This window comes from [Clostridium] aerotolerans DSM 5434 (assembly GCF_000687555.1).
In the GTDB taxonomy this organism is placed as follows: Bacteria; Bacillota; Clostridia; order Lachnospirales; family Lachnospiraceae; genus Lacrimispora; species Lacrimispora aerotolerans.
The window spans coordinates 1-22,583 of record NZ_JHWJ01000025.1 but is presented as its reverse complement, the minus strand read 5'-3'; the positions used below and the strand labels follow the sequence as shown (position 1 = coordinate 22,583).

Annotated in this window: 17 protein-coding genes and 1 riboswitch; of the genes, 10 read left to right on the top strand and 7 right to left on the bottom strand. The window is 43.0% G+C overall.

Annotation, left to right across the window (positions count from 1 at the left end; all coding sequences use genetic code 11):
* A partial coding sequence (locus tag T546_RS26040) for a hypothetical protein (RefSeq protein WP_242842274.1) occupies positions 1-549 on the bottom strand: 549 nt, incomplete at its 3' end.
* Between the two features lie 991 nt (positions 550-1,540).
* Here T546_RS26040 and T546_RS0121690 point away from each other — a divergent pair.
* Entirely contained in the window at positions 1,541-3,454 is a 1,914-nt protein-coding gene (locus T546_RS0121690) for an APC family permease (protein ID WP_034600254.1), read from the top strand.
* A gap of 78 nt (positions 3,455-3,532) precedes the next feature.
* On the opposite strand, the gene T546_RS0121680 is transcribed toward T546_RS0121690, so the two are convergent.
* Both T546_RS0121680 and T546_RS0121675 read right to left on the bottom strand, forming a co-directional pair.
* The gene (locus tag T546_RS0121680; protein WP_026893416.1) at positions 3,533-4,366 is read right to left on the bottom strand and encodes an undecaprenyl-diphosphate phosphatase; all 834 of its coding nucleotides are present in this window, start codon (positions 4,364-4,366) and stop codon (positions 3,533-3,535) included.
* Positions 4,367-4,540: 174 nt separating this feature from the next.
* On the bottom strand, positions 4,541-5,158 hold the full coding sequence (locus tag T546_RS0121675) for a helix-turn-helix domain-containing protein (protein WP_026893415.1): 618 nt from the start codon (positions 5,156-5,158) through the stop codon (positions 4,541-4,543).
* A 192-nt stretch (positions 5,159-5,350) separates the two neighbouring features.
* Here T546_RS0121675 and T546_RS0121670 point away from each other — a divergent pair, with 192 nt between their 5' ends.
* Both T546_RS0121670 and T546_RS0121665 read left to right on the top strand, forming a co-directional pair.
* Positions 5,351-7,009, top strand: a complete 1,659-nt coding sequence (locus T546_RS0121670; protein ID WP_026893414.1) for a recombinase family protein — start codon at positions 5,351-5,353, stop codon at positions 7,007-7,009.
* Complete coding sequence (locus T546_RS0121665; RefSeq protein ID WP_026893413.1) at positions 7,002-7,484, top strand: HIT family protein; 483 nt, start codon at positions 7,002-7,004, stop codon at positions 7,482-7,484. The genes T546_RS0121670 and T546_RS0121665 overlap by 8 nt, the downstream gene beginning before the upstream one ends.
* A 35-nt stretch (positions 7,485-7,519) precedes the next feature.
* Here the strand turns inward: T546_RS0121665 and T546_RS0121660 are convergent, their stop codons facing one another.
* From T546_RS0121660 to T546_RS0121650, 3 genes are all read right to left on the bottom strand, one after another.
* Complete coding sequence (locus tag T546_RS0121660; protein WP_026893412.1) at positions 7,520-8,305, bottom strand: MerR family transcriptional regulator; 786 nt, start codon at positions 8,303-8,305, stop codon at positions 7,520-7,522.
* Positions 8,306-8,485: 180 nt separating this feature from the next.
* A complete protein-coding gene (asnB, locus tag T546_RS0121655; protein ID WP_026893411.1) occupies positions 8,486-10,333 on the bottom strand; it encodes an asparagine synthase (glutamine-hydrolyzing) in 1,848 nt (615 codons plus the stop codon).
* Between the two features lie 27 nt (positions 10,334-10,360).
* Positions 10,361-11,737 carry a hypothetical protein gene (locus T546_RS0121650; protein WP_026893410.1) on the bottom strand — a complete coding sequence of 459 codons (1,377 nt, stop codon included), beginning with the start codon at positions 11,735-11,737 and terminating at the stop codon, positions 10,361-10,363.
* Between the two features lie 210 nt (positions 11,738-11,947).
* On the opposite strand from T546_RS0121650, the gene xylB reads away from it, so the two are divergent.
* From xylB to T546_RS0121615, 7 genes are all read left to right on the top strand, one after another.
* Entirely contained in the window at positions 11,948-13,471 is a 1,524-nt protein-coding gene (gene xylB, locus T546_RS0121645) for a xylulokinase (protein ID WP_026893409.1), read from the top strand.
* A 32-nt stretch (positions 13,472-13,503) separates the two neighbouring features.
* Positions 13,504-14,157 carry a fructose-6-phosphate aldolase gene (gene fsa / locus T546_RS0121640; protein WP_026893408.1) on the top strand — a complete coding sequence of 218 codons (654 nt, stop codon included), beginning with the start codon at positions 13,504-13,506 and terminating at the stop codon, positions 14,155-14,157.
* A 19-nt stretch (positions 14,158-14,176) separates the two neighbouring features.
* A complete protein-coding gene (locus T546_RS0121635) occupies positions 14,177-14,803 on the top strand; it encodes a DUF4867 family protein (RefSeq protein ID WP_026893407.1) in 627 nt (208 codons plus the stop codon).
* A 66-nt stretch (positions 14,804-14,869) separates the two neighbouring features.
* Entirely contained in the window at positions 14,870-16,348 is a 1,479-nt protein-coding gene (locus tag T546_RS0121630) for an L-fucose/L-arabinose isomerase family protein (protein WP_026893406.1), read from the top strand.
* A gap of 537 nt (positions 16,349-16,885) precedes the next feature.
* On the top strand, positions 16,886-18,667 hold the full coding sequence (locus T546_RS25165; protein ID WP_207641340.1) for a BclA C-terminal domain-containing protein: 1,782 nt from the start codon (positions 16,886-16,888) through the stop codon (positions 18,665-18,667).
* A gap of 299 nt (positions 18,668-18,966) precedes the next feature.
* On the top strand, positions 18,967-20,289 hold the full coding sequence (locus T546_RS0121620) for an MFS transporter (protein WP_026893405.1): 1,323 nt from the start codon (positions 18,967-18,969) through the stop codon (positions 20,287-20,289).
* Positions 20,290-20,401: 112 nt separating this feature from the next.
* The gene (locus tag T546_RS0121615) at positions 20,402-21,379 is read left to right on the top strand and encodes a DUF4846 domain-containing protein (RefSeq protein WP_051630034.1); all 978 of its coding nucleotides are present in this window, start codon (positions 20,402-20,404) and stop codon (positions 21,377-21,379) included.
* A gap of 203 nt (positions 21,380-21,582) precedes the next feature.
* Here the strand turns inward: T546_RS0121615 and T546_RS0121610 are convergent, their stop codons facing one another.
* Complete coding sequence (locus T546_RS0121610; RefSeq protein ID WP_207641339.1) at positions 21,583-22,251, bottom strand: ECF transporter S component; 669 nt, start codon at positions 22,249-22,251, stop codon at positions 21,583-21,585.
* A gap of 84 nt (positions 22,252-22,335) precedes the next feature.
* Positions 22,336-22,452: riboswitch (FMN riboswitch) on the bottom strand.
* Positions 22,453-22,583 lie beyond the last annotated feature (131 nt).

The window sequence follows — 22,583 nt, the reverse complement described above, 5'->3', positions numbered from 1 at the left end:
CGCCAGTAGGCCCGGTATCACTGGTAGGCCCAGTAGGCCCAGTGTCGCCGGTAGGTCCAGTATCGCCAATGGGGCCGGTATCTCCAGTAGGTCCAGTGTCACCCGTAGGTCCTGTGGGTCCTGTATCGCCGGTAGGCCCAGTTTCACCGGTAGGTCCGGTATCACTGGTGGGCCCAGTAGGTCCAGTGTTGCCAGTAGGACCGGTATCACCAGTAGGTCCAGTGTCGCCGGTAGGTCCAGTGTCGCCGGTAGGTCCAGTGTCGCCGGTAGGTCCAGTGTCGCCAGTGGGCCCGGTAGGTCCAGTATCGCCGGTAGGTCCAGTATCGCCAGTAGATCCGGTATCGCCAGTGGATCCAGTATCGCCGGTAGGCCCAGTATCACTAGTAGGCCCAGTCGGCCCGGTGTCGCCAGTAGGCCCAATATCGCCCGTAGGTCCAGTGTCGCCAGTTGGTCCGATGCCACCAGTAGATCCGGTATCACCCGTCGGACCGGTGCTGCCTGTCGGACCGGTGCTTCCCGTGGGCCCGGTATCACCAGTTGGCCCCTCATTATCAGAGTTCTCCTGAATGATAACAAGTGTGGCTTTTACCGGTAGATTGGGACTATAATAAAACATAGCAGAGCTTACGTTAACCAATGATAAAGTTATTGGAGCTTCAGGAACATCTATAACTCCAATTCCCACCACTTCGGTTGTCTTTATAGGTGAATTTCCTATCAGGAAATCGCCCTGTGAAGTGACGATAGCAAAAATCACGCCAAAGGTGTTGGGGGAAGACTGGGTGGCGACCCACCAGTCAATATAGAATCTGCCTGTTTCATTGATGGTTATGGTACCGGTTAATGGGTTATAGCTAATGTTTCCAGCGGAATATACAGTGGAATCAAAAAGGACATTGCTATTATTATCTACAGTACCGTCGGAGGTACGTTCTATTTGAAGTGCAATATTGCTCATATTCCCAAATATCTCCTTTTCATTATTTTTACTAGATGTATTTAGAACTAATACCTTAGGTCTATATAATAAAATATGCTGAAAAACAATACGGTTTCGCGATGAGGGATAAAGGAGTGGAAAATTAAGAAAAGATAGAAGCAATATTTTAATCTGAATTAAATAAAAAAGGTATTTTCCAGTGAATACTCTTTTAAGAAAATAGGGAAATAATAAATGTGCATCAATTAGTAAGACTCAAGTTTTATATTGTCGCATTTTCCTCCCCTGCCAAAGACAGACTAAGTCCTAAGCTAAAAAGACAAATAAATGTGGAAAGCTTTAAGGTATGATATCATCTATTCAGGCAAATGAGATATTTTAGGATTGGATACAGCATTAGGAATCATATAAGAAATAACATAAGAAATAAGAAGGTAAGAAAGGTCTATATTTATTTTTAACGTTTTATTAATACCATTCTGTTATAAATTACACTTGACAATAACGAAAATTAAGCCTATGATGATTCATCGGAATATTTAATTATAGGAAAGTGGCTATAATTAAAATATGTAGTAAATATGCCAGAGAGGAATTGTCATGGATTCAAAGAAAAAGTTAAAAAATATATTACTGGGGAATGCTTTAAAAAACAATGATCTGGAAGGAGAGAAGCTGGGACCGTTTTGGGGTGTCCCCATTATGGCAAGTGATGCAGTATCTTCGGTAGCATATGCCATTGAGGAGATGTTGCTGGTGCTGGTTCCAATTATAGGACTGGCTGCAGTGAATTACTTAGGCCTGGTTACTTCGCCGATTATTCTGCTTTTCCTGGTACTTGCGTTTTCGTATTCGCAGATTATTGCCTGCTATCCAAATGGTGGTGGTGCTTATATCGTTTCTGCTGAAAACATAGGAAAGACGGCCTCCCTGGTTGCGGCTTCTGCTCTTATGATTGGTTATGTCATGACGGTAGCCGTCAGCCTTTCAGCCGCCACAGCGGCGCTTGTATCGGCATTTCCAGGCTTCATACATTACAGACTGTTGTTTGCACTGTTATTCTTGTGCATCATCACTCTTTTAAATTTAAGGGGAATGAGAGAGGCATCAAAGCTTTTTGGTATCCCGACGTATGCATTTATACTAATTATGCTGGCTCTCATTGTTACCGGCTTTGTAAAGCTTTTTACCGGAAACCTATCTCCGGTTCAATACCCGGAATCCATGAAGTCCGTGACAGACGGCGTGGGCACAGTATCTCTCTTTCTTTTGCTCAGGGCCTTTTCTTCCGGGTGCTCGGCATTGACCGGTGTAGAAGTAGTCAGCAATGCAGTCCCAAGCTTTCGTGAGCCTTCTCAGAAAAATGCCAAGAATGTACTATTTATTCTGGTAGGAATTATTATTGTCATTTTCGGAGGATCCGTAATCCTTGTAACATCACTGCACATCATTCCGTTAGAAGGAAAGACTGTAATCTCCCAGCTTGGGTCAGCTGTTTTTGGACATGGTATCATGTTTTATATCCTTCAGTTTGCTACCTCTTTGATTCTTTTATTGGCAGCCAATACCGCTTATAACGGCTTACCGACTCTGCTTGCAATTCTTGCTGACGATGGTTATGTACCGCGCCAATTCATGCATCGGGGAACTAGGCTCAGCTTTTCAAACGGTATTTTATTTATCTTTTTCCTGGCGGCCCTTCTGCTCATTATTTTTAACGCAGAGACTCATTATCTGATACCTCTTTATGCCATTGGAGTATTTTTATCCTTTACCCTTTCCCAAACAGGAATGGTGCTTCGGTGGATTCGTGTAAAAGGGAAAGGATACTGGTATAAGATGCTGATTAACGGTCTTGGTGCTTTGATGACCGGAACCGGAACTGTCATTGTATTTGTTACAAGATTTCATCAGGGTTCCTGGCTTTTAGCAATTGTCATTCCGGTAATCGTATACATTATGTACCGGATCGAGAAGCATTATCAATTCGTAGGGCGCCAGCTAAAGGTCAATAACTTCATGGCCCATTATCATAAGAGCGTCAGCAAGGATACGAACCTTTGTATCGTATTAGTGGGTGGAATCAACCGTTCTGTATTAAAAGCTCTTAACTATGCTAATTTAATAACCTCCAACGTTGTTGCCCTTCATATCTCTACCGATGAAAAGCAAAGTGAACTGCTGAGAAAGAGGTGGGTGGAGACGGGCATAGATGTGCCCCTTGAAGTTGTAAACTCTCCTTACCGGGAGCTGATAGAGCCGGTTGAGGATTATATCAGCAAACGGGAACAGAACTTAGAGCCTGGCGATATGATTACCATTGTCATGTCTCGTTTTATGGAAGAAAGCTGGTTTGCTAACATCCTGCACAACCAGACCACATATTTTATCATGCAGAGACTAAGGAGACATAGAAACGTATCTACCGTCCTGGTTCCTTATCTTTACAGTTCGGCATTTGTGCCTGCTTGTGAAAAGGAAATAGCGCATGAAGACCGGAGAAAAGAAAAATAAATGACAAAAACCGTCTTATCTCAGTGGCTGACTGGCAGTCATAGAAAGGATAAGGCGGTTTTTTATATGCTTTATTTATTAAAATAGCAGGGTAATCAGTATGACAAACAGACCAAAGTAAATACGGTACCAGCCAAACAATTTAAAATCATGCTTTTTAATAAAGCTCATTAAAAACTTGATGACAAAGATTGAAACGAGAAAGGCTGTTACCATTCCCACCACTAAGATAATTAATTCAGAACCGGAAAATTCCAGGCCGAACTTAAGGATTTTCAGTGCACTTAAGCCAAACATAACAGGGACAGCGAGAAAGAATGTAAATTCTGCCGCAGCCACACGGGAGACGCCTATGATAAGAGCGCCGATGATGGTGGAGCCGGAGCGGGAGGTCCCAGGGATAATAGAAAGAACCTGGAACATGCCAATGAGAAAAGCCGTCTGATAAGTGATATTCGTAAGCTCATTAATCTTAGGTGTTCGATGCTTGTTCCAGTTTTCCACCAGTATAAATGCGATTCCATAGAAAATCAGTGCCGCTGCAATCACAAATGGAGTATGAAGATGGGCTTCAATAAAGTCATCAAATAAGATAGTGACCACTGCTCCAGGAATGCAGGCAAAGGCGGTTTTAAACCACAGGGAGAAAACATCACCCCGAATTACCGGCATATTTTTGTTTTTAAATTGAAAGGGAAACATCTTATCCCAGAAAATACCCACGACTGCTAAAATGGCGCCAAGCTGAATGACAACAAAAAACATCTCTTTAAAAGCATCACTTGCATTTAATTGAAGAAACTCATCTACAATCAACATATGGCCGGTACTGCTGATTGGCAGCCATTCTGTAATGCCTTCCACAATTCCAAGAAAAATTACCTTTAAAATTTCAATTACGTTTAGATCCATGAATAAAAATCCTCCTTTTTATTGCTGATAATATAGTAATCCCTTGGCAAGGTTTTATGCCGGGTACGTTGTTTTATTTTATTTCCCAGGCAGAAAATATGCAAGAAACCTGTAGTCACTATCATGAAATACGTTGACACGAAACGTGTCAAAGGCCGTAAAGTGCCGTATTTATCACGTATGCTGCCATTTCGCCTGTTTCACCAGCAGTATTGTCTTAATAATAAGAAGCAGAAAAGAAAATGCAGTGATATAAGGCTGACGGGTCATGATAAAGATCAGAATGGCAATGGAATGCAATAGAAAGGATCCTATACGGAATGTCTTTAACGCTTTTTCTTGTTGTAGTGACCGGAGTATCAGCTGAGCGGCTCCCCAGATGGATATTAAAATCAGCAAAATAAAATATACGAGGCGTATGATCTCTGAATCATGATAGGAAAATAGTGTCACTGATCTGATGTAATCTCCATCAGGCTGGCCGTATAAGGGAAGAAACATAAATAAGATGGTAAATACGTCCAGCAGACCGTAAATCAAATGAGTGATACTATTTATATTAGTGCGGTTTTCTTCTTCCGCAAGAATAATCAATTCGTCTCCTGAAAGCAGATCGTCAATGGTGACGGAAAAAAGTCTGGATATGCATTTAAGGGATTCAATATTTGGATATCCTTTGCCGCTTTCCCATTTGGAGACAGCAGTTCGCGATACATATAGCTCATTGGCAAGCTGTTCCTGGGTCAGCTGTTTTTGTTTTCTCAGCTGCTGCAGTTTTTCATGAAATTCCATGGCAGTCCTCCTGTTGTATCTTTCTATAAGCTTAACTGATATCATCTTCATAATCAAGCAGTTCCTGTTACAGATATGTCCTTTCTGAGAATGCTCAAAATCGGATTTTATATCCATACGTTCCTTATCTCATAGGACAAACAAGGGATTGCATATATCTAACCATGAAAAGAAAGGGGAGAAACAAGCTTCATGGCAAGATCAGCGGACAGGCAGAATCAAAATAAAACGCCTTTAAAGACGAAGGTATGGCTTGTGGGGTTTTACATTCGCCTATCCCGTGAAGATAAGCGTGGAAAAGATGAATCAGAGAGCATTACCAATCAAAGGCTTATTTTGACCGACTTTTTAGAACAGCAAGACGATGGTGATCAATATATATTTGCAGGGGAGTATGTGGATGATGGTGTAAGCGGTACAACGGATGAAGAACGGGAAAATTTTCAGCTTCTGTTAAAAGATATACAAAAGGGAAAGGTCAATTGTGTCATTGTCAAGAATCTGGCCAGAAGCTTTCGTAACAATGGGGATCAAAGCTATTACCTGGGTGATTGGTTTCCAAGAAATAACGTGCGGTTTATTTCTCTTTACCAGCAGCCCATTGATACCTATAAAGACCCCAGGAATGTGCAAAACCTGGCGGTTCCGGTTCAGGGAGTACTAAACGAAGAGCATGCAAGGGGAACCTCAGAAAGCGTAAGAAGGACATTTGATAAAAAAAGGGAAAAAGGGCTGCACATCGGATCCTTCGCCGTATACGGTTATGAAAAAGACCCGGAAAATAGAAATGCTCTTATCATAGATCCAGAGGCTGCAAAGCAGGTAAAAAGTATTTTCTCCTGGTATTTAGAAGGAAAGAGTAAAAATGCAATCGTCCATCTTCTCAATGATTATGGCATTTTATGTCCATCTGCTTATAAAAGACAGAAAGGACTGAAATATCAAAATCCCAATGTAGATATGGGCAGAGGTCTATGGAGTGTGATGACCGTCACTGGGATTTTAAAAAACCAGATTTATACAGGGGACATGGTTCAGGGGCGTTACCGCAAGAAGAGTTATAAAATCCATGTGCAGGAAGCCGTTCCAGAGGAGGAATGGTTTGTTGTGTCAGATACTCATGAGCCAATTATTAAACGTGAGGATTTTAATCAGGTTCAGGAGCTGCTAAAAAGAGATACAAGGACAGCACCGAATCAAAATGTCCTTTATCTATTCAGCGGTTTTTTGCGCTGCGGAGATTGCGGCAAGGCGATGACACGCAGCAAGGTCAAACATAATGTTTATTATCATTGCAGTACTTATAAGAACCAGTCAAAAAATGCCTGTACCAAACACACCATCAGACACAGGGATTTGGAGCAGGCGGTCTTAGAGGTAATCAGAAAGCTGATCTCTACTTGTATTTGCTATCGGGAAGTGATAGAAGAAATAGATACAGATCCAAAAAAGGAAAGCCGTTCTGATCCGTTAAAGGGTCTGATAAAAACCAAAGAAAAGGAGCTATATAGGATTACACATTATAAGCAGAGCCTTTATGAAGACTGGAAAGATGGTGAGATCACTAAAAGGGATTATCAGCAGATGAAGGAAGATTACGAAAGAAGATCAGAGGCCATACAGCATATATTAGATCATCTGCGAGACCAAAAGGAAGAACTTGATATGTCCAATGAGGTGGAGAATCCTGTGTTAGCGGCATATAGGAAAAGTGAAAATATCAACGAATTGACCAGAGATATTTTAATTCAATTGGTGGATCATATCAGGATATATGAAAATGGTTCTATCTGTGTTAAACTAAGGTTTGCCGATGAATTTCATGTTATGAAGGAGGAATCAGATGTATAATCACGCACCAGATAATTATATCTGCCCGTTTTGTCAAGTCGCTCAGGGAATAGAAAACCAATTTATCCATACAAAACAGTCGGACATCGTATACCAGGATGAATACATAACAGCGTTTATTAATGCAGGATTTTTTGAGAATAACAAAGGAAATGTAATTATCATACCCAATGATCATTATGAAAATATTTATGATTTGCCTGATGACATCTCAGCAAAGATACACAAACTGGAAAGGGAAGTTGCTATTGCACTGAAAGAAGTCTATCAGTGTGATGGGGTATCATCAAGGCAGCATAACGAACCTTACGGAAATCAGGAGGTCTGGCATTATCACTTGCATGTATTTCCAAGATACAAGGATGATAACTTGTATTCATCAGGCAGAATGTATTCAAAGCCAGAAGAACGAGTCAAATACGCCGTTGGGCTAAAAGAATATTTTAGAAATAATTACCCTTTAAATGAAAGATAAGGAAAGCCGGTCATGGCTTCCCTTTATGTTTGTTTTTATGAAGTATGTAAAGGTAAAAATAATTCGATATAATAAACCGATTCCACTGTCTTTTCATCTGACTTATTTTGAAATGTGTAACCTGGAAGATGGCAGCTATAGGCGGCACCAGTTAAATGGTATCCCTGCTCCCTTGCCCAGTTAGCTGCTTTTGTGATTGAAAGAGAATCAGGAACAGGCTGGCTGGAGGCAATGATGGTATAAACACAACGGTTATGCTGGAGCATGGAGAAGTCCTCTAATTCTTCCTGCAGATCCATGACAGCCGCAGTATGGCTTGCCAGTACCGTATATTCTTTTGTTTTTTCTGCGGAATCCTTAATGATCCGGTATTCCTGAAAACGATAACACAGATCGGATATCTCTTTTTCGTGTATAAAACTAGTATCCGGAATGATATAATGCCTGCGCAGCGGACGAATATCGTACCGGTTCAGACACAATTCAACATTTTTTGATAGCTGCTTTAAGTGGGCCAGGTGGACCAGAGATTGCTTGTGCTTTTCCACTTCCTGCTTTTCTTTTGCAATTTTCTCCTGAATGATAGAACTGTAGGAGGGAAGTGAACTATGAGACAGAATCCGGTCAATGTCTTCCAGGCTGAAGTTAAGTCTGCGGTAAAATAAAATGCTGGAAAGCTTGTGAATGTCATCATAAGTATAGGCCCGGTATCCGTTTTTTTCTTTTTTAGGTTTAATGATTCCTTTTTTTTCATAAAATCGAAGTGCATCCCTACTTATGCCCAAACGGTCTGAAACTTCGCCAATGCTGTAATGTTTCATAATAACTCCTTAGTTTCAGTCTCATGTTTTATTATTATATATTAACATAAAACGGGAATGAATGGTCTTACAGTTTTCTTTCTATGTTTACGAAAAAATGACAACGCCTGTAAAAAAAAGATTTTTTATGGCAAAAAATGGAGGTGCTGACCTGGGTATTTTGAGTCAGCACCTCCATTTTTATTCGACTGAAATATGGTAAGTTTCCAGCCAGTTGTTGATCTGTAGGAGATAGGCAAGCATCTGAGGACCTGCCATCAACTGACCGTACCATGGTTTTCCGTAATCGGAAGGACTTGTTAAGAATTTTTCCAGATGTTCCCTGTCAAGGAACTGCATGACTGGGGAGGAAGCCAGTGCTATTTCTTTTACCCGTTCGACTAAAAGTGCCTCGTAGTTTGTGTCATAGGTTTTGGGATAAGGTGACTTTCTTCGGAACAGAACTTCATCTGGAAGCAGCCCTTTCCCGGACTCCCGAAGAAGATTCTTTACAACACCATTTCTTGTTTTCATATCCCATGGCACGTTCCAGACGTATTCGATGATACGGTGGTCGGCAAAGGGGACTCTTGCTTCCAGGCCGGAGTACATGCTGGTACGGTCCATACGGTTTAATAAAGTCTGCATGAACCAGCGAAGATTTAAGTAGGAAATCTCCCTTCTTCTCGCTTCCGTTTTATTGTCTTCCAGAAGAACCGGTGTCTCGGCAATGGATTTTTCATAAGTTTCCCTCACATAATCCTCCATATTCAGGTAGTCGAGGAACTCATGATTTAACATGGCCTTTCGTGGCTTTAAATCCATGGTCCAGGGAAATGCGTGGGCATTAAAGCATTCCTCTTTATGGAACCAGGGATAACCGCCAAAGATTTCATCGGCACATTCTCCTGTCAGTGTTACTTTGTTATAAGGCTTTACCAGAGAGCAGAAGTGGAGCAGTGAGGAATCGATATCTCCCATGGCAGGCAGGTCGTGGGCTCTTACAGAATCATAGAGCCGGTCTGCCTGAGTCAAGTTGTCGCATTCCAGGTAATGATGGTCAGAATCCAGAAATTTTACCATCTGGTCTACATAAGGGCGATCCTGTGACGGCTGAAAGTTGTTGGCCTTAAAAAATATGTCGTTGTTGACAAAGTCAAAGGAAAAGGTAGATAGCCTTTTGCCCTGTTTTTTTAGCTCCTGGGCACAGACAGCGGAAACAAGACTGGAATCAAGTCCCCCGGATAAAAAAGTACAGATAGGGACATCAGATACCATCTGGCGGCGGATAGAATCCCGAACAAGAAATGAGGTCTTTTCAATGGTCTCCTCATAGCTGTCCTCATGGGGGTGGCTTTCTAGCTTCCAGTAGCTTTTTAAACGAAAGCCATCCCTGGAACAGAAGAGAAAGTGTCCGGGAAGAAGCTCTTTCATTCCCTTTAGGATTCCAGAACCAGGGGTGCGGGCCGGGCCAATGGAAAATACCTGGTTCAGTCCATCCCGGTCTAACACAGGCTTTATACCCGGATAGGCAAGAATCCCCTTTAATTCCGAGGAAAAGATGATCTCCTCATCCTGAATGGTGTAGAACAGGGGCTTAACCCCGGAGCGGTCCCGAAAGAGACATAGTCCGTCGCGATAGGGATCCTGGATGGCAAACGCAAAAATCCCGTTCAGCTGCTTCACAAAATCAGGCCCAAATTCCATATATCCGGTGAGAATAACCTCTGTATCGCAGGTGGTGGCAAAGGAGTGGCCTCGTTTGATTAAATCCTTACGAAGTTCCTCTGTATTGTATATTTCGCCGTTATATACAATGACAAAGGTTTTCCCGGCCTCTGTTTTTTTCATGGGCTGGCTCCCATTTGCCAGGTCAATAATGGATAAGCGGGCATGGGAAAGTCCACCGTGCTCAAAAAGCCAGATTCCTGAATCATCAGGACCCCGATGCTTTTGGGCTGCTGACATAGATTCCAATACATTTTCATAATAAGTTTTGTCTTTGACATAATTCCGGTTCGGATTGTAAAAACCAGCAATTCCACACATAGCAATTCCTCCTTTGAGCTTAATGGGTTATAAAAGAACACAGGCGACCAGAAATGTTGCCAGGAAGCCTATGACGACTGGAAGAAAGTTCTTTCTGGCAAGCTCCAGAGGGCTTACGTTACAGATGGCGGCAACTGGGATTAGCCCCCATGGAACAATGGTTCCCCCGCCTACGAAGATGGCGGTGATCTGTCCCAGAGAAGCCAGGATAGGAACGGAGGCTCCTACCGCAGTCCCGAAGGTGTTGGCGAGAGAGCCGGTCAGTGGCAATCCGGAAAAGCCGGATCCATCTAAGCCAGTCAGGCAGCCTGCCGCCATTTCAAGAATTGCTGCCATATATTTGTTAAGAGGGGCATTGTGTGCAAGCCATAAGGCCCAGTCATTCATAATGCCTCTTTGAAAGGAATCTCCCATAATAGCGGTGATCCCATTTCCACCTAAAAAGAAAAATGCCCCGATAATGATGACAGGAGCAAAGATGCGGATGGCAAACAGGAAGCCGTCTGTAATATAAAAGGTAATCCGTTCCAGAGAATGAATGCCAAAGCCCAGAACAGTACCAATACATGTGAGCAGAATGGCAGTACCTGATATCATACTGGTGGCATCGGTCCCCTTTAAATGATAAACAAGCATAAAGACAATATTGGCAAGAAGTGCGAGGGGCGTTAAAATCGCCATAAATAGGGAGGTATAATCCCAGGTCTTAAACTCCGGCTCAGGTGTTTCCTGAATGTATAGCTGGGGGCAGCAGGCAGAGATTTCCTTTCTATTTAGAAAATATGCGGAGCAGACAGTAACAATACCCATAACCAGGAATAAAGGACCGCCTTGAGTCAGGATATCAGAGGTCTCAATAGAGGCGGCTCCTGCGGAGATGGAAGGTGCACCCTGAATGATAATATCAGAGCTTAAGGCAATTCCATGGCCAAAAAGATTCATGGCCATGGCGGCAAAAAGAGGGTCTAATCCTGCTTTTACGGCAAAGGGAAAGGCAATGGCTCCGACCAGGGCCACCGCTGGGGAGGGCCAGAGAAACATAGAGAACACCAGCATGGTAAGCCCTAAAATCCACCAGGTGATGGAGGGAGATTTCATGATTTTTGACATAGGTGCCATCATTAAATAATCGCTTCCCAGCTCCTTTAAGCATTTGGAAAGGGCGATGATCAGGGCAATGGTGGCAATGATATCCATGAATTCCCTGGCAGCATACACAATGGCATTGAAAACAGTCATGATGCCGCCGGTCACAGATCCATACCCAGCAACCCCCAGAAAGAAAAGAAATGCAATGCAGACAAGAAGGGTATCTTTTCTTAAAATCATTACGGCGAGAATTACGATGACGCCCAAAAGATATAGATAGTGCATTGGTGTGAGCACCAGATTAGGATCAAACATAGAAGCCACTCCTGTGAAAAAGATATAGTCTATTCTATGTCAGAAAATTTTCGGGGTACATAGTTTGCACATTTGATTTATTTTTAAGGCCATACCTTCAGAAAACAATAAAAGTGCAAGAAAGTGCTATTACTTGGACAAATAAGAGCACGCTTTTTTTCTCCATTTATATTATAATCAGGGTATGATACTTAACGAGGAGGTATGGGGATGAATTATCTGATTGGGATCGATGTAGGAACATCGGCCACAAAGACAGTTCTGTTTGAAGAAGGGGGAAAAGTAGTAGCTTCCGCATCAAAGGAATATCCTCTTTACCAGCCAAACAACGGCTGGGCGGAGCAAAAGCCTGAGGACTGGAGAGATGCGGTTTTAGAGACTCTTTCCCAGGTGGTTTTAAAGTCAGGGGCTTCAAAGGAAGACATAAAAGGAATTGGAATCTCCGGCCAGATGCACGGGCTCGTCATGCTTGATGAGAACAATGAAGTGCTGCGCCCTTCTATCATCTGGTGCGATCAGAGAACCGGGGCAGAAGTAGAAGATATGCTACGGATCATGCCAAGAGAACAATGGATTGAGATCACAGCCAATCCTCCTCTTACCGGCTGGACGGCTGCCAAGATACTATGGGTGAGAAAGAATGAGCCTGAGCTATATAAAAGATGCAGACATATTCTTCTGCCAAAAGATTACATACGATTTGTGCTGACAGGCGTTTTTGCCACTGAGGTTTCCGATGCCAGCGGCATGCAGCTGTTAAATGTTGCAAAAAGGTGCTGGTCCGAGGAAGTCCTGCATAAACTTGATATCGATGGAGCGCTTTTAGGGACAGTCTATGAATCCTGTGAGGTAACTGGAACACTCCTTCCGGAGATTGCTGCGCTCACTGGTCTTTCTAAGGAAACAAAGGTAGTAGGCGGAGCCGGGGATAATGCGGCTGCGGCAGTGGGAACCGGAGTTGTAAGAGATGGTACTGCCTTTACCACTATAGGAACCTCTGGTGTGGTTTTTGCTCACAGCAGTCAGGTCACCATAGACCCGAAAGGAAGAGTCCATACATGCTGCTGCGCGGTACCAGGTGCATGGCACGTAATGGGGGTTACCCAGGGGGCAGGCCTTTCCTTAAAATGGTTTAAAGACAATTTCTGTCAGGATTACATCGAGGAAGCCGAGCGACAGGGAATTGATGTATACGATTTAATCAACCGGGATGTTGCCATCATCAAGGCAGGAAGCGATAAGCTTCTCTATCTGCCTTACCTGATGGGAGAGAGAACCCCTCATCTGGATCCGGATTGTCGAGGCGTTTTCTTTGGATTATCTGCCATTCATACAAAAGCTCATATGCTCAGAGCCGTCATGGAGGGAGTTTCCTATTCTCTTAGTGACTGCAACGATATCTTAAAAGAGATGGGAATTGAAGTAGATGAGATGATGGCCTGCGGTGGCGGCGGAAAAAGCCCCATCTGGAGGCAGATGCTTTCGGATATGTATGAATGCGGAGTTAAAACCGTAGAACAGACAGAAGGCCCGGCACTTGGCGTGGCAATTTTAGCAGGCGTTGGCTGCGGAATCTATGAAAGTGTGGAATCAGCCTGTGATACCATGATTTCCGAAGATAAATCTACGGAACCGGAATCAGAACAGGCAGGGCTTTATAAAAAATATCACTCATTATACAAAAAACTTTATGAAGATTTAAAGGACAGCTATAAAAAACTGGCATCTTTATAGAGTAATAATAAAACATACAGGAGGCAAAGGATATGCGTTTTTTTGTTGATACGGCAAATGTGGAAGAAATTAAAATGGCTGAAGAGATGGGAATCATCTGTGGTGTAACTACCAATCCGTCCCTGATTGCAAAAGAGGGAAGGGATTTTAATCAGGTAATTGCTGAGATTGCTTCCATTGTAGACGGTCCTATCAGCGGTGAGGTTAAGGCTACCACTGTGGATGCGGAAGGGATGATCGCAGAAGGCCGGGAGATCGCTGCCATTCACCCAAATATGGTAGTAAAGATACCAATGACCACGGAAGGCTTAAAGGCAGTGAAGGTTCTGACCGCAGAAGATATTAAGACCAATGTCACTTTAGTATTTTCCGCAGCTCAGGCACTTCTTGCAGCAAGAGCAGGGGCCACTTACGTATCTCCATTCCTTGGACGCCTGGATGATATATCAATGCCTGGAATTGATCTGATCGCAGATATTATGGAAATCTTTGAGATCCACGGAATTGAGACGGAAATCATTGCTGCCAGTGTGAGAAATCCGATTCATGTCATTGACTGCGCTAAGGCAGGAGCTGACATTGCAACGGTTCCATACAAAGTACTGGAGCAGATGACAAAGCACCCTCTTACAGATCAGGGAATTGAAAAATTCAAAAAAGATTACCTGGCTGTATTCGGAGAATAAAAAAGGAGAGGACGCATTTATGGGTTTAGCAGTCAAGCCGGTGACAGATGAAGCATTTCGTGCTTATGGAAAAGTCATAACTGGCTATGAAACAGGGGAATTATTAGAAAAGATGGGCAGCACGCCCCTTCCTGATGATGTCATCTATGTACCTTCCGTTAAGGAACTGGAGGAATTAGAAGTCACAAAGGAATTTGCAAAAAGGGTTTACGGCCAGATGCCAATACAGGTTGGCTTCTGCAACGGCCATAACAAAAAATTGAACGCGGTAGAATATCACAGGGATTCAGAGGTCAATATTGCGGTGACGGATCTTATCTTAATCCTTGGAAAGCAGCAGGATATTACCACGGAATTTACTTATGATTCCGGTTTAATGGAAGCATTTCTCGTGCCTGCTGGTACTGTAATTGAGGTATATGCAACCACGCTGCATTACGCCCCCTGCCATGTAGAGGACAGTGGATTTCGCTGTGTGGTAATTCTTCCAAAGGGAACAAATTTGGAGTTAGAACCTCTGGGTGAAGCCGTATACAAGGAGGATGAGCTGCTGTTTGCAACGAATAAATGGCTCATTGGCCACGAGGAAGGCGGACTTTCTGAGGAAGCCTATATCGGTATCACCGGGGAGAATCTCTCCGTGTAATACAATGAAACGTAAGAAAAGAAGGCGTAATTTATAAAATGTCTTAATAATAGGAGGAGTCATATCATGTATAATATCCCTGAATTAAAAGTAGGTATTGTAGCGGTCAGCAGAGATTGTTTCCCGGAATCACTGTCAGTGAACAGAAGAAAAGCTTTAGTTGAGGCTTATGAGGAAAAGTATAATGGGGAAAATATTTATGAATGTCCCGTTTGTATCGTTGAAAGTGAAATCCACATGGTGCAGGCTCTTGAAGATGTAAAGAATGCGGGCTGTAATGCCTTAGTGGTTTACCTTGGTAACTTCGGACCAGAGATTTCTGAAACTCTTTTAGCAAAGCATTTTGACGGACCTGTCATGTTTATCGCCGCTGCAGAGGAAAGCGGAGACAATTTAACTCAGGGCCGTGGTGATGCCTACTGCGGAATGTTAAATGCCAGCTACAATTTAAAGCTTAGAAATATAAAAGCATACATACCGGAATATCCTGTTGGAACAGCAGCAGAGTGTGCTGACATGATTGAAGAATTCCTTCCGGTTGCCAGATCCCTTGTTGGACTTTCCAGCTTAAAGATTATAAGCTTCGGTCCTCGTCCGTTAAACTTCCTGGCATGCAACGCTCCCATTAAACAGCTTTATAACCTGGGAGTGGAGATTGAAGAAAACTCTGAGCTGGATTTATTTGAGGCTTTCAATAAACATGCAGATGATCCAAGAATCCCTGATGTGGTAAAAGATATGGAGAAGGAACTTGGATCAGGAAATCAGAAGCCTGAAATCCTTCCAAAACTTGCTCAGTATGAACTGACTCTGTTAGACTGGGTAGAAGCACACAAGGGCTATCGCAAATACGTTGCCATTGCAGGAAAATGCTGGCCAGCGTTCCAGACCCAGTTTGGCTTTGTACCATGCTATGTAAACAGCCGTCTGACCGGCATGGGCATTCCAGTATCCTGTGAAGTAGATATTTACGGAGCACTCAGCGAGTTCATCGGAACCTGTGTCAGCCTTGATGCGGTAACACTTCTTGATATCAACAATACAGTTCCTGCTGATATGTACGAAGAAGATATCAAAGGAAATCATGATTACACCCACCAGGATACCTTTATGGGATTCCATTGTGGAAATACCTGCTCAAGAAAGCTGTCTGCCTGCTCTATGAAGTATCAGATGATCATGGCAAGAACCCTTCCGGAAGAAGTTACCCAGGGAACCTTGGAAGGCGACATTGCTCCTGGAGATATTACATTCTTCCGTTTACAGAGCACTGCTGATAATTTACTCCGTGCTTATGTTGCACAGGGAGAGGTTCTTCCGGTCGCAACCCGCTCCTTTGGTTCTATTGGCGTATTTGCTATTCCTGAAATGGGAAGATTCTATCGCCATGTGCTGATTGAAAAGAACTTCCCTCATCACGGAGCAGTTGCCTTTGGACACTATGGAAAAGCAATCTTTGAAGTATTTAAATACCTTGGTGTAGAGGAAATTGGATTTAACCAGCCAAAAGGAATGCTTTACAAATCAGAGAATCCGTTTTCATAAAAGGTATTTTATAGTTAGTGTCAAATAAATGAGCTGTCTGTGTACGGAAGCGATTCCTTATGCAGGCAGCTATTTTTATTGGGAATGTCCCGGCGGCTTGGCGTAGGTCAAATATCCAATCAATGATTTATGATTGATTCATACGTAATGGCAAGAAAAGAAAAAGTATAAATTAGTGTGATATTATAGCAAATTACATGAATGCTGTAAGTAATAAGAAAGATAGGATTTGTAAAATTGAATTCGCTTTTTCATCTTAAATTTCTGTTATTCTTTAAATGTTTTAGAAAAACAGTTAATTGTAATAAGAATTGGTTTACTTACATTCTCTCATATATTTAAAATACAATGATATTTTACTTTATAATTATAATTGAACCGAATATTGGTAAGACAAATGGACGGATAGTAAACACTGATAGGACAAATTAATCTTAATATTAGTACAGTTGCCAAAACTTAAAACCATTCATAAAATAGTTATAGGCATGATTCTAAATAGAGCATGCCGTAAATATTAAGAATGGAGGGTTAATAATGGCAAATAGTGCACTGCAAATAGAGCTAAATACACAAACGACTGTTGCCTCTGGTGCTAATGTCCTTTTTGATACCATAGTCTATTCATCTGGCGGGATACTCTATAATCCAGGAACTGGTGTAGTAACATTTACCCAGCCTGGACGATTTGTAATCGATTGGTGGCTTGCCACTCAATCGTCTCAAGCAACCAATGGAGCTTCTTTTGCTTTGTCTACTTCCCAGGGAGATTTTTTAGAAGGAAATTCTCCGATAAAAACTGGTGAGGTATTTGGTATTGGAATTGTTGAAGTTACAGTGGCTCCAGTTACCTTATCACTTGTAAACATTAGCAATGCAACCGTATTTTTCTCATTAATCGTTCCGTTAAAAGGAACTTTGGTGATTGTAGAAGATGATCTTAATGGATCCACCGGCCCGACAGGAGCTACCGGCCCAACCGGAGCCACTGGTCCGACGGGAGCCACCGGCCCAACCGGAGAAACCGGCCCAACCGGAATTACCGGTCCGACGGGAGAAACTGGCCCAACAGGAGCTACCGGTCCGACGGGAGCCACCGGCCCAACGGGAGAAACTGGCCCAACAGGGTTAACCGGCCCGACAGGAGCCACCGGCCCAACAGGTGATACTGGCCCAACGGGAGATACCGGCCCAACAGGGTTAACTGGCCCGACAGGAGCAACCGGTCCAACAGGTGATACCGGTCCTACAGGAGTCACCGGCCCAACAGGTGATACCGGCCCGACGGGAGCAACCGGCCCGACAGGAGATACTGGCCCAACGGGAGATACCGGTCCAACAGGAGCGACTGGCCCGACGGGAGACACTGGTCCGACGGGAGCCACCGGCCCGACGGGAGATACCGGTCCGACAGGTGATACCGGTCCGACAGGAGCAACCGGCCCGACGGGAGATACTGGCCCAACAGGAGCCACCGGCCCAACGGGAGATACTGGCCCAACGGGAGCAACCGGCCCAACCGGTCCAACAGGAGACACCGGCCCAACAGGTCCAACGGGAGATACCGGCCCAACCGGCCCAACAGGAGCCACCGGCCCAACAGGAGATACAGGCCCAACGGGAGCAACCGGCCCGACAGGTCCAACGGGAGACACCGGCCCAACGGGAGCAACCGGCCCGACAGGCCCAACGGGAGACACCGGCCCAACAGGCCCAACAGGAGACACCGGCCCAACTGGCCCAACAGGAGCAACTGGCCCGACAGGTCCAACAGGAGACACCGGCCCAACAGGAGCAACCGGCCCAACAGGCCCAACGGGAGACACCGGCCCAACCGGCCCAACCGGCCCCGCTGGAATAGCTGGTCTAGCAGGAGCTACCGGTTCAACGGGAGCAACCGGCCCGACAGGTCCGTCCGTTACTAGTGATAGCATGTCAGCAAATAACACGACTTCAGCGGTTATTGCTGTAGTACTGGGAGGTACTGATGTCCCATTACCAGATAATCAAAATTTGAATACTTTTACCGTAGATGCCACAAATACCGATTTTACGGTACCTGCAACAGGAGAATATCTCATAAGTTATGCTGTTACTACAACTGTAGCGCTTTTGGTATCTTCACGGGTATTGGAGAATGGTGCACCTATAGCTGCTTCCGTTGTTACGCCAGTAGTGGCTGCTTCTGAATTGTCAACATCGTTTATTGTTCCGTTGACTGCTGGTGACACACTGACGCTTCAGTTGTTTGGTCTGCTTGGTGCTGCAACTCTTCTTGGAGGAGCGAGTACCTATTTGACCGTTGTTCGTGTGATCTAATTTTTACTCTAGTTTAAATCCCCCTCCCCTAATGGGAGGGGGAACTTTCTTGACCTGTTACGAGGAAGTGGTATTTTCATTTTTATTAAAAACAGTTATAATATAAAAGTATCCAGACACCAGATTAAACGAGAGGTTGAATGTATGAAGAAGCATCCTAAGGTAATTTATATGAGTGCACATTTCTGTACAAGGTCTGATCTATGGACGAGGCTTGTACAGAATCAATTGTTTTAATCAATCTCGTCCCCATTGGGCCTTGTACTTATAAGACTAAATACTTATAAGGAAAGAGAACAATGGAAAATAATAAAAATTATATTATATTTTGGCTGGGACAGTCCGTGTCGCAGCTTGGAAGTGCAATGACATCATTTGCCCTGACGATATGGGCTTATGAAAGAACACAGTCTGCAATGACAGTCTCGCTTATGACATTTTGCACGTATTTACCATACATAGTAATCAGCATTTTTGCAGGCGCCTTTATAGACAGACATTCTAAAAAGGGTATCCTTATTATATCAGATACGATTGCAGCCTTATTAACCGTAGGAGTATTCTTTGCATTGAGACAAAATCAGCTGGCCATAGAACATATCTATTTGGTTAATACGGTGATAGGATGTTCCAATGCCTTTCAGTCTCCGGCATCTGCTATTGTTACCGGCATTTTGATACCTGCCGGACAATATAAAAAGGCGAGCGGCCTTCAATCCTTTTCAAGCAATTTGATCATGGTTACAGCCCCTATGTTATCTGGAATGATTACAGGGGCAGCGGGGCTTTCATTGGTTCTATTGGCAGACCTGACTACATTTATATTTTGCATGCTGACGTTAATCGTGATCCCAGTGAAACTGTCTTCCCTAAATGAGAAAAAGACAAAAGTGCGTGGAATGAAAACTGGCAGTCTCAAGGAAGGTATTTCATTACTAAACAATGAAAAAGGGATACTGCACATTATGATAAGTATGGCAATCATTAATTTCTTCTCCAGACTGACATATGAAAATATCTTATCACCAATGATTTTAGCCAGAAGCGGAAACGATATTAAGGCGCTCTCTTTAATAAGCGGAGTTATGGGGGCAGGTGGTATCGTAGGAGGGGTTATGGTCACCTGTGGAAGAGCCAAAACTAATCCGATTAAGCTTATTTATGTTTCTGCGGGAATATCATTCCTGTTTGGAGATTTAATGATGGGAAGCGGCCAAAGTATATTTGCCTGGTCTTTAGCTGGCTTAGGAGCAAGCATTCCAATTCCGTATATCATAGCGGGACAGACCATGATTTTATACCAGATGATTCCGCAGAGTAAGCAAGGAAGCATCTTTGCACTTCGCAATGCAATTCAATACTCCACCATTCCAGCGGGGATTCTTCTAGGCGGTTATCTGGCTGATCACGTATACGAACCATTTATGAGGTCTGACCACCTGGTCGCAGGTTTATTACATAAGGTGGTAGGAACCGGAGCAGGAAGTGGTATGGCGGTCATGTTTCTTTGTACTGGTATTCTGGGGGCATTCTCTTGTATTGCTGGATATAAAAACAGGCATATTAAAATATTGGCAAATCAATTGATGGATAAGAATGATACAGACAGCACTTCAAGGTAATCAAAATATAATGTTAAATATTCGTTATATTTACTGGTAATCCTATTTCTATCGTGTTACAATTGCAGAAACAAGCAAGGATAGAACAAGAACCATGTGGGGGATGCCGAATATGAAAAAGTGGGTTTGCGGATGTATGACATGCGCTTTAATAAGTCTCTTAGTGTTTCAGACGAAATATTTTAATAAGCAAAAAGCCATGATTCTGGAAACAGAACAGTCAAGTCATGAAATCCTGACCCATTCGGCTGACCCTACAGTAAATACACCAGTAAGTGATAATGTGGAACGTACAATGTCTGTCAATAGCACAACAATAAAAAAGACTTTGATTCATTCAGCCGGAACAACGCTGGAAGAACGATTTGCTACCCCTGATGGCTATGTCAGAGTGGAAAAACCTTTGGGCAGCTTTCAGGGATATTTAAGAAAGTACGTACTTAAACCGGATAAAAGCCCTGTACTTTTGCATGATGGAAGCGAAAAGAGAAATCAAAAGGCCCATGCTGCAGTTTTCTCAATGCCATTAGTAAATGGGGATTTACAGCAGTGTGCAGACAGTGTCATTCGTATGTATGGTGAATATCTATGGTCGGTCGGTGCATTTAAAGATATTTCATTTCAGCTCACCAATGGTTTTCTCATGGATTATTCTTCCTGGAGAGAGGGAAAGCGCCTGTCTGTGGAAGGAAATAAGGTATGGTGGAAAAAGCAGGCTTCTTATGATGAATCCAAAGAAAACCTGATAAAATATTTAAGGCAGGTCATGATATATGCGGGGACCATTTCCCTTGAAAGAGAGAGCAGCAGTGTTGATTTAAAACAGCTATTATCTGGAGATCTGCTGATCCGAGGAGGAAGCCCCGGTCATTGTGTTATGGTGATTGATGTAGCAGAGGATGCAGCAGGAAATAAATGTTTTCTTTTAGCCCAGGGATACATGCCGGCTCAGGATTTTCATGTTCTAAATAATCCGCTGCATGAAGATGATCCATGGTATTATGTTACAGAAATAAAAGATTCTATTGTTACACCGGAGTATACATTTGCAATTGGTGATTTAAAGCGCTGGAAAGTATTTATGGAATAGGTTAAATGATTAGAAGAGTTTCTTTTTTGAGGTATGATAGATATAAGGTATTCAAATGAAATGTCTGGGAATATTTAAAAGAGATTTTTTATATTTGACAGGAATAGTAACTTAGATTTAGTTAGATGCGTAGAATTTGCAGTCATGAAATGGATTTGCATTTTCTACGCATTATTTCATTTTTTAATGAAAGTTAAGTTGAATTAAATGACCCCATTTAAAACAAGAATCACCATGACGATTGTCACTAAAATAACTCCAACAATCAGTGTCATGCCTAAACTGATTGTTCCATTTTTACTCGTGTCTTGCGTCTGAAAAGACAGGAGATTTGATTTTCTCAGTGTAGTAACAAGTGGCTTATAAATAAGAAGAGTCAGGACTGTATTGATACCGCTTTTTAAAAGATTAAATGGTATAATAGCTGGTAACAAAAGTTTAACGACAGCTTCTCTGGGGTATCCCATATAAATGGGCGTAATCAGATAATTCCACAACACCATGACAGCTGTCATAAGCAGACAACCGATTACCATACCTACAAAGCCGCCAGTCATGGAATGGCGTTTTTTATAAAGATAAGCGGCAGGGCAGACAAAGGCAACTGTGGACAAGATATTCATGATCAGACCAATGATTCCAGTGCTGCTGATGGTAAACATTTCAATAAATGAAACGATAACGGAAATAATGACCGCTGACATAGGACCAAATACAAATCCTCCAGTCAATATAATAACGTCTTTTGGTTCGTACTCCAAAAATGGGGCGACCGGGACAATAGGAATCCGGATAATTAAAACGGCTACAAAAGCCAAAGCACATAACATGGCCATTATGGTTATTTTACTTGTTTTCTTGCTCATATTCATAATACTTTCCTCCTGAAAATAAAGTAACACCTGAAAGTGTGCCCTTCAGGTGTTAATAATAGACAGGTGTATTATCTTTATTTAACACATCTTCTTTCATCCAGACTTTACTGTCGGTATTGGAGTTACACCAATTCTGCGTGATACACGCTCGCGGACTTTACCGCCGGTCGGGAATTTCACCCTGCCCTGAAGACAACTATATGCAAATGTTCTGGATACATTATATCACCCAATAAAAAAATTGCAAGATGTAGTTGCAAATTTTTTATTGGTTTGATATAATAGCGTCCATGGGGGTATAGCTCAGCTGGGAGCGCGAGATGTCGGGT

What these genes read in the sequence shown, in the direction of transcription:
- T546_RS0121630 (WP_026893406.1), top strand. Translation starts at nt 14,870, where the DNA reads ATGTATAATATCCCTGAATTAAAAGTAGGTATTGTAGCGGTCAGCAGA.
- T546_RS0121620 (WP_026893405.1), top strand. Translation starts at nt 18,967, where the DNA reads ATGGAAAATAATAAAAATTATATTATATTTTGGCTGGGACAGTCCGTG.
- T546_RS0121690 (WP_034600254.1), top strand. Translation starts at nt 1,541, where the DNA reads ATGGATTCAAAGAAAAAGTTAAAAAATATATTACTGGGGAATGCTTTA.
- T546_RS0121650 (WP_026893410.1), bottom strand. Translation starts at nt 11,737, where the DNA reads ATGTTTGATCCTAATCTGGTGCTCACACCAATGCACTATCTATATCTT.
- fsa (WP_026893408.1), top strand. Translation starts at nt 13,504, where the DNA reads ATGCGTTTTTTTGTTGATACGGCAAATGTGGAAGAAATTAAAATGGCT.
- T546_RS25165 (WP_207641340.1), top strand. Translation starts at nt 16,886, where the DNA reads ATGGCAAATAGTGCACTGCAAATAGAGCTAAATACACAAACGACTGTT.
- T546_RS0121680 (WP_026893416.1), bottom strand. Translation starts at nt 4,366, where the DNA reads ATGGATCTAAACGTAATTGAAATTTTAAAGGTAATTTTTCTTGGAATT.
- T546_RS0121610 (WP_207641339.1), bottom strand. Translation starts at nt 22,251, where the DNA reads ATGAATATGAGCAAGAAAACAAGTAAAATAACCATAATGGCCATGTTA.
- asnB (WP_026893411.1), bottom strand. Translation starts at nt 10,333, where the DNA reads ATGTGTGGAATTGCTGGTTTTTACAATCCGAACCGGAATTATGTCAAA.
- xylB (WP_026893409.1), top strand. Translation starts at nt 11,948, where the DNA reads ATGAATTATCTGATTGGGATCGATGTAGGAACATCGGCCACAAAGACA.
- T546_RS0121615 (WP_051630034.1), top strand. Translation starts at nt 20,402, where the DNA reads ATGAAAAAGTGGGTTTGCGGATGTATGACATGCGCTTTAATAAGTCTC.
- T546_RS0121635 (WP_026893407.1), top strand. Translation starts at nt 14,177, where the DNA reads ATGGGTTTAGCAGTCAAGCCGGTGACAGATGAAGCATTTCGTGCTTAT.
- T546_RS0121665 (WP_026893413.1), top strand. Translation starts at nt 7,002, where the DNA reads ATGTATAATCACGCACCAGATAATTATATCTGCCCGTTTTGTCAAGTC.
- T546_RS0121660 (WP_026893412.1), bottom strand. Translation starts at nt 8,305, where the DNA reads ATGAAACATTACAGCATTGGCGAAGTTTCAGACCGTTTGGGCATAAGT.
- T546_RS0121670 (WP_026893414.1), top strand. Translation starts at nt 5,351, where the DNA reads ATGGCAAGATCAGCGGACAGGCAGAATCAAAATAAAACGCCTTTAAAG.
- T546_RS0121675 (WP_026893415.1), bottom strand. Translation starts at nt 5,158, where the DNA reads ATGGAATTTCATGAAAAACTGCAGCAGCTGAGAAAACAAAAACAGCTG.